This window comes from Microbacterium sp. BF1 (genome assembly GCF_019279095.1).
In the GTDB taxonomy this organism is placed as follows: domain Bacteria; phylum Actinomycetota; class Actinomycetes; order Actinomycetales; family Microbacteriaceae; genus Microbacterium; species Microbacterium maritypicum.
On sequence record NZ_JAGYWT010000119.1, the window covers coordinates 1 to 6,163 of the forward strand.

The 6,163-nt window shown below is 66.7% G+C and carries 7 protein-coding genes and 2 tRNA genes; 2 read left to right on the forward strand and 7 right to left on the reverse strand.

Features of this window, described 5'->3' with window-relative positions; genetic code table 11:
* The first annotated feature begins 342 nt into the window (after window positions 1-342).
* Entirely contained in the window at window positions 343-1,554 is a 1,212-nt protein-coding gene (locus KZA10_RS06265; protein WP_374196547.1) for an IS110 family transposase, read from the forward strand.
* 63 nt (window positions 1,555-1,617) lie between these two features.
* Here KZA10_RS06265 and KZA10_RS06270 read toward each other — a convergent pair whose 3' ends face one another.
* From KZA10_RS06270 to KZA10_RS06280, 3 genes are all read right to left on the reverse strand, one after another.
* Window positions 1,618-1,944, reverse strand: coding sequence for a hypothetical protein (locus KZA10_RS06270; RefSeq protein ID WP_218682434.1), 327 nt, complete (start codon window positions 1,942-1,944; stop codon window positions 1,618-1,620).
* Window positions 1,945-2,354: 410 nt separating this feature from the next.
* On the reverse strand, window positions 2,355-3,419 hold the full coding sequence (locus KZA10_RS06275; protein ID WP_256934483.1) for a zinc-binding alcohol dehydrogenase family protein: 1,065 nt from the start codon (window positions 3,417-3,419) through the stop codon (window positions 2,355-2,357).
* Window positions 3,420-3,499: 80 nt separating this feature from the next.
* On the reverse strand, window positions 3,500-3,835 hold the full coding sequence (locus tag KZA10_RS06280; RefSeq protein WP_210697625.1) for an L-rhamnose mutarotase: 336 nt from the start codon (window positions 3,833-3,835) through the stop codon (window positions 3,500-3,502).
* Window positions 3,836-3,973: 138 nt separating this feature from the next.
* On the opposite strand from KZA10_RS06280, the gene KZA10_RS06285 reads away from it, so the two are divergent.
* Entirely contained in the window at window positions 3,974-4,186 is a 213-nt protein-coding gene (locus tag KZA10_RS06285) for a hypothetical protein (protein ID WP_055877207.1), read from the forward strand.
* 67 nt (window positions 4,187-4,253) lie between these two features.
* Here KZA10_RS06285 and KZA10_RS06290 read toward each other — a convergent pair.
* The 4 genes from KZA10_RS06290 to KZA10_RS06305 all read right to left on the reverse strand — a co-directional run.
* Window positions 4,254-4,327 (reverse strand) — tRNA-Met (locus tag KZA10_RS06290).
* Between the two features lie 35 nt (window positions 4,328-4,362).
* Window positions 4,363-4,434 (reverse strand) — tRNA-Thr (locus KZA10_RS06295).
* 68 nt (window positions 4,435-4,502) lie between these two features.
* Window positions 4,503-5,783, reverse strand: coding sequence for a M23 family metallopeptidase (locus KZA10_RS06300; RefSeq protein ID WP_055870164.1), 1,281 nt, complete (start codon window positions 5,781-5,783; stop codon window positions 4,503-4,505).
* Between the two features lie 121 nt (window positions 5,784-5,904).
* Window positions 5,905-6,163: inositol monophosphatase family protein (locus tag KZA10_RS06305; protein WP_306300795.1), on the reverse strand; the 259-nt coding region annotated here is incomplete at its 5' end.

Below are 6,163 nucleotides of genomic sequence, written 5' to 3' on the forward strand. Positions count from 1 at the left end.
CCCGCCTCACCCTCGTCCCCGACACCGGAGATGAGGTGACCGACCAGCCCGTCCTCGAACTCAGCGCCTAACCGAAACCAACAGCAGAAGGATCACCGACCGCTACACCACTCGCCGGGGCTTGACCTCAGGAGTCATTCTTGAAGGGTGTTGGCCTGCCGGGCCCGGCATGATTGTTGCCCCCAGTCGTTGATGATCCGGGGGGTGTTGTCACCGGGCGCGGTTCGGCAGTGAGTGATCGCTGATAGGGGCTGGACCCGGTACTTCGCCGAGGCCGTTCGTAACGTGGATGCCGAGGCTCACCGCCCTGGTTCAGGCCGCATCTCATGGACGGAGAAGCAGGTGGCAATCGAACGATACGAACAAGTCGATGTCTTCATCGGCGTCGATGTTGGCAAGGGCGAACACCACGCTGTTGCCCTGGACCGGACCGGAGCGGTGCTCTATGACAAGGCACTCCCGAATGACGAAGCGCGACTCCGCGCGGTCATTGGCAGCCTGAAACGACACGGTCAGGTGCTCTTCGTCGTGGATCAGCCCGCAACGATCGGTGCCCTCCCGATTGCTGTTGCCCAGGCGGAGGACGTGCTCGTGGGGTATCTCCCCGGGCTCGCAATGCGTCGCATCGCAGACCTGCACGCCGGTGAGGCAAAGACTGATGCTCGGGATGCGGCGATCATCGCGCAAGCCGCCCGGACCCTCCCTCACGCGCTGCGGTCGATCCAACTCGCCGACGAGCAGGTTGCCGAGCTGTCGATGCTCTGCGGTTTCGATGATGACCTCGTGGGGCAGGCCACCGCGACGAGCAACCGAATCCGCGGGCTCCTCACCCAGATCCACCCCGCTCTGGAACGGATGCTCGGCCCGCACCTGGATCATCCGGCCGTGCTGGACCTGCTGCAGCGCTACCCGTCCCCGGCTGCGATGAAGGCCGCGGGAACGACCCGGCTCGGCAACCGTCTGGTCAAGCTCGCACCCCGCATGGGACGCCATCTCGCGGAGCAAATCACCGCGGCTTTGAGCGAGCAGACAGTCGTCGTTGTCGGCACCAACGCGGCCTCGCTCGTGCTGCCGCGCCTCGCGGAACAGCTGGCAGGTCTGCGACGGCAGCGGGCCGAGATCGCTGTTGAGGTCGAACGTCTCGTGGAGGCGCACCCTCTTCAACCCGTCCTGACGAGCATGCCCGGAGTCGGCGCCAGGACCGCAGCCCGACTCCTCACCGAGATCTCTGGCAAAGACTTCGCTACCGCCGGCCATCTCGCCGCCTATGCCGGCCTCGCACCGGTCACGCGACGATCTGGTTCATCGATTCGCGGCGAGCACCCCTCCAGACGCGGAAACAAGATCCTGAAGCGGGCACTGTTTCTCTCCGCCTTCGCCGCCCTCCGCGATCCGGTCTCGCGCGCCTACTACGACCGCAAAATCGCTCAGGGCAAACGCCACAACCAAGCCCTTATCGCTCTCGCCCGACGACGCTGCGACGTTCTCTACGCCATGCTCCGCGACGGCACCCTCTACCAAGCGAGGACACCAGAGCACGCCATCGCAGCTTAACCTGCTTGCACTCGACCGTTCGATATCGTCGAAGACATGGACTGGCGCGAAGATCGGATCGGCTCAGCAGCACGAGGAGAGAACCCCACGGTCCTCGCTGAACTCCAAAGCGGCTACGCCGTGATCGGCGACGTCCAGTTCCTCCCCGGATACTGCGTCCTTCTCGGAAAAGACCCCCGGGCGAAAGCGCTGGCCGATATGCCACGACACGAGCGCGTCCAGTTCCTCGCTGACGCCGACCTCCTCGCCACCGCAGTCGAACGCGCCTGCCGTGAAGCGGACCCGCAGTTTCGACGCACCAACCTCGACGTCCTCGGCAACACCGATCCCTTCGTCCATGCGCACATCTGGCCCCGCTATGAGTGGGAACCGCCGGAACGCGTCTTGCATCCAGTCTGGCTCTACGACCACGCCAACTGGCGCAATGCGTCAACCGCGCTCAGCGAACAACACGACGATCTCCGCGCGAGTATCACGAGACATTTGAGGTCCCTCGCTGCGGCAGACAACATCCGTGTCGATGGATAGCCCATCTATCGACGCCCGAACTGGGACTTGACGAAAGACATAGGGGCACCCCCCCCGAATTCTCCGGATGGACGCTGACCGCCGTCGTGCGACAAACTGACGGATAGTCGGCCGCCCCCACCCGCCGACGGTCTGGAGCATCCCATCGTCGTCATCGCCGCTGCGGCCGTGCTGATCTTCTTCATCCGCGGCCGCGTGGGCGACGCCGCCCCCTCCTTCACCGAGGACCGCGCCGCCTGACGGATGCCGAGCGGCCGCGGCCCCCTCGATCCTCAGGCTGATCGATCCCCCTCCGGCCAGTCGGTGACGACGACCTTGCCGATGGTGCGCGACGCCTCGACGATCTCGTGCGCCTGACGCATGGTCGCCGCATCCAGCGGCGTGAGGTGGGTCGTCACGGTCGTGCGCAGCGTGCCGTCGTCCACAAGCGCGGCGACGGTCTCCAGCAGATCATGCTGGTAGTGGTCGGCGGGGTCGGTGACGGGCCTGGTGAACATGAGCTCCCAGTGCCAGGTCACGCTCTTCGCCTTGAGCGCGTCGATGCTGCCACCGGTCTCGTCGATGGAGACCACCTGCCCGCGTGGACGGATGACGTCGGCGATCGCCCGCACGTTGCCAGGAGTGAACGACGTGAACACGTAGTCGACGCCGGCGGGAGCGATCGCCGAGACGTCGGAGACGAAGTCACGACCCACGACGTGGTCGGCCCCCATCTGCCGCACCCACTCCGCGGTCTCAGGCCGGGAGGCCACCGCGATGACCTCGAGACGCGTGAGCGCCTTCGCGAGCTGGATGATGAGCGAGCCGACGCCGCCTGCGGCCCCGATCACGAGGAGCACGCCCTCGCTCTCACGGGTGAGCGCGAGCCGGTCGAAGAGACTCTCCCACGCGGTGATGACGGTGAGGGGCAGAGCGGCCGTCTCGGCGACCGAGAGCGTGCGTGGGGCATGCCCGACGTTGTTCTCGTTCACGAGATGGAACCGGGCGTTGGTGCCGGGGCGGTCGATCTGACCCGCGTAGTACACGCGGTCCCCCACCGCGAAGCGCGTGGCCTCGTCGCCGACGGCCACCACGACTCCCGCCGCGTCGTACCCGAGGACCCGGGGCGCCCCGGTGGTGGCGGCTCCCGCACGCACCTTCACGTCGACGGGGTTCACCGAGACGCCCTGCACCTCGACGAGCACATCCCGGCCGGCAGGTCTCGGCACGGGAAGGAAGATGTCGCTGAGAGCGTCGGGGGCCGACACGGGACGCCTGCCGCGGGCGCCGATCGCGGGCATCCGCTCAGGGAGGGACAGCGGGGTGGAAGAGGATTCCGGAAGGTTCGTGGTTGCCATACGCGCCACGCTATCCGAAGCCCTCTAGTTACCCGCAAGCGCTCCTAGTATCCAAGAGATACCCTTGGATGGCGCAGATCTCAGCCTTCGGAACTCCGCTGCGTCGACAGCGCCCACACCTGCTCGATCGGAGTGAACCCGTCCTCCCCGTCGGGCCCGTGGAACCCCTCGACGAAACGGCCGATGTCGGCCTGCCACGCATCGTTCGCCGGCGAGGCGTTGACCACCCGCATCGCCGCGTCGAAGTCCTCGCACTCGACGATGTGGAACAGGTTGCGACCGGAGCGCCAGATGGTCCAATCCTCGATCCCGGCGACCCCGAACAGGTCCCGCAGCCCATCGGGGACGCGGGCGTGGTGGGTCCGGTAGTCGTCGATCGCACCTTCTGCGATCACCGAGTGCAGTGCGATGCGCATGCCGCTCCTTGTTCGTTCTCAATCGATTCCCCTGCCACGATAGGCCCCCGGCCGGTCTGCCGCGGGCGGGCGCGCGACACCACCGACACGCCCCGGCACCTGCGGGGGGTATGGGGAGCCCGTCGTAGCCTCTAGGGCATGACTGTCGAGTACCTCGGGACCGTCGTGTCGTCCATGTGGCTGACCGTCGCCATCCTGGCCGGAGGATTCGCCCGGACGCGCAACAGGTCCGCGTGGGCGTGGTTCCTTCTGACGCTCCTGTTCGGCCCGATCGCCGCTTTTCTGCTCGTCGTGTGGCCTCCCGTTGCGAGAGCGCCCAGGGCACAGCCCTCGCACTCGCCCGCGGAATAGGTCGCAGGTCGCCGGGAAAGTACCGCCGGAAAGCAGAAAAACCCCGGCGAACCGGGGTTTTCATCTGTAGCAGGAGCGGGGCTTGAACCCGCGACCTCACGATTATGAGTCGTGCGCTCTAACCAGCTGAGCTACCCTGCCGCGAGGCATCCGTCCGCGTGAGAAGAATGCTTGCGAGCCCCGAGTCAGGATTGAACTGACGACCCCTTCCTTACCATGGAAGTGCTCTGCCACTGAGCTATCGGGGCGTGCTGCCCCTCGCGGGGCAACCGTACGAGAATACCATCACTGTGGCGTCCTCATGAAATCGAGCCGGTCAGTACGACGTTCGACCGGCATTCTCCTTGAGCCACGGCATCGGGTCGATGGTCGATCCGTTGACGATGAGCTCGAAGTGCAGGTGCGCGCCGTAGGAACGGCCCGTGTTGCCGGTCTTGCCGACGATGGTGCCGACCTTCACCGTGTCGCCGGCCTTGACGTTGAGGGAGCCGTACTGCATGTGCGAGTAGTGGCTCGTGATGACCTGGCCGTCGATGACGTGGTCGATGTAGACGGTGACACCGAAGGCGCCGCCCTGCTCGGTCGCGATGCGCACCGTGCCGTCGGCGATGGCCTGGATGGGGGCCCCGTCGCCGGGCACGAAGTCGATGCCTTCGTGGAGGCGGCCGCTGCGCATGCCGTACCCGTAGCTCATGCCCACGCCGACGAGGAACGGCCACTGGATGGCGGCGTCCGGATCGTTCGTGAAGATCTCACCCGAGTAGTTGATGCCCTGTTCCGCCGCGACCTCGGCGAGCGAGACCGTGCTGAAGTCATCGGCGCGAGTGAGCGATTCGCTCTCCACACCGGACGGGGCGACGAAAGCCTGGATCTCGTCGTCGGCGGCGTCCTTCGCAGCGGCCGCGGAGGAGGAGACCAACGACATCGATGCCGCCGAGGCTCCCTGAACGCCGGCAACGGCTTCAGCGGGGAGCGTCATGGACACCGCGAGGAGACCGGCGAGGCTCATCACACCGACGGTCGCGCCGAAGGTGACGGCCTTGCGGATGCTGCGAGGACGACGAGGCGCCACGTGCGCGGAAGCGACAGGCTCGTCACTCGACCCCTGCTCCGGCTGCGACGGGTCGGCGGCGGCGGAAACCGTCGGCACCGAACCGGTGACACGGAAGGCGCGGGATGCGCGCTCGAAAGCATCGACCTCGTCGTCATTCCCGGAAACGGGATACGGGGCTTCTTCGGGAGAGGCTGAGGGTTCGATCGACTCGGGAGCCTCTTCGACTTCGGCGTCGACGAGTTCGATGCCCTCGTCGAGGTTCTCTGCCGCGACGGGCACGGCGGGAACATCGGCGATGATCGGCTCGGGGCTCGCCGCCGTGAAGGGCTCGATCAGCGCTTCGGCTGCGACGTCGTCGGGCGCCTGGCGCTGGCGGGCGGCGCGTCGGGAAAGAGGAGCGACGGCAGCGAGGGCGATAGCGGTGGACTCCGCGGCAGAAATGGGTGCCGTCGGTCCCGCCGCGGGGGCCTCAGAGGCCGCAGTGCGGAGTCGGCTGGACCGGCGCGTGGGCGCAGAGGCAGCCTGGGAATTCTCGAAGGGCAAAGCGTTTCTCTCGGTCGTGCGTCAAGCTCGGGGGGCGCAAACTTTGACTTTCACCTTCGGGTGGCGAAAGTAACGATCCCGTAAACCCTACCCTGACCAGGCTGGGAATGCCATGAATCGTTCACGGTTTCTCGTCGAGGATCGCGAGGAGCCGGGCGTGCACATCGGGTCCACCCGCGATTAGCATCGGACGCAGGGAGTCGACGTCGATTCGCGAAACGACGCCACCCGCCTCCTCGACCAGGAGGGCGCCGGCGGCGAAGTCCCAGGGGCGGAGTCCTCGCTCGAAGTACCCGTCGAGTCGTCCGGCCGCGACGAAGGCGAGGTCGAGCGCCGCAGCGCCCATGCGACGGAGGTCACGTGCCATCGGCATGACTCGG

Bases quoted from the DNA above. Each gene is read 5' to 3' on its own strand.
- KZA10_RS06275 (WP_256934483.1), bottom strand. From the start codon at position 3,419: ATGGCAACCACGAACCTTCCGGAATCCTCTTCCACCCCGCTGTCCCTC.
- KZA10_RS06270 (WP_218682434.1), bottom strand. From the start codon at position 1,944: ATGCAAGACGCGTTCCGGCGGTTCCCACTCATAGCGGGGCCAGATGTG.
- KZA10_RS06285 (WP_055877207.1), top strand. From the start codon at position 3,974: ATGACTGTCGAGTACCTCGGGACCGTCGTGTCGTCCATGTGGCTGACC.
- KZA10_RS06280 (WP_210697625.1), bottom strand. From the start codon at position 3,835: ATGCGCATCGCACTGCACTCGGTGATCGCAGAAGGTGCGATCGACGAC.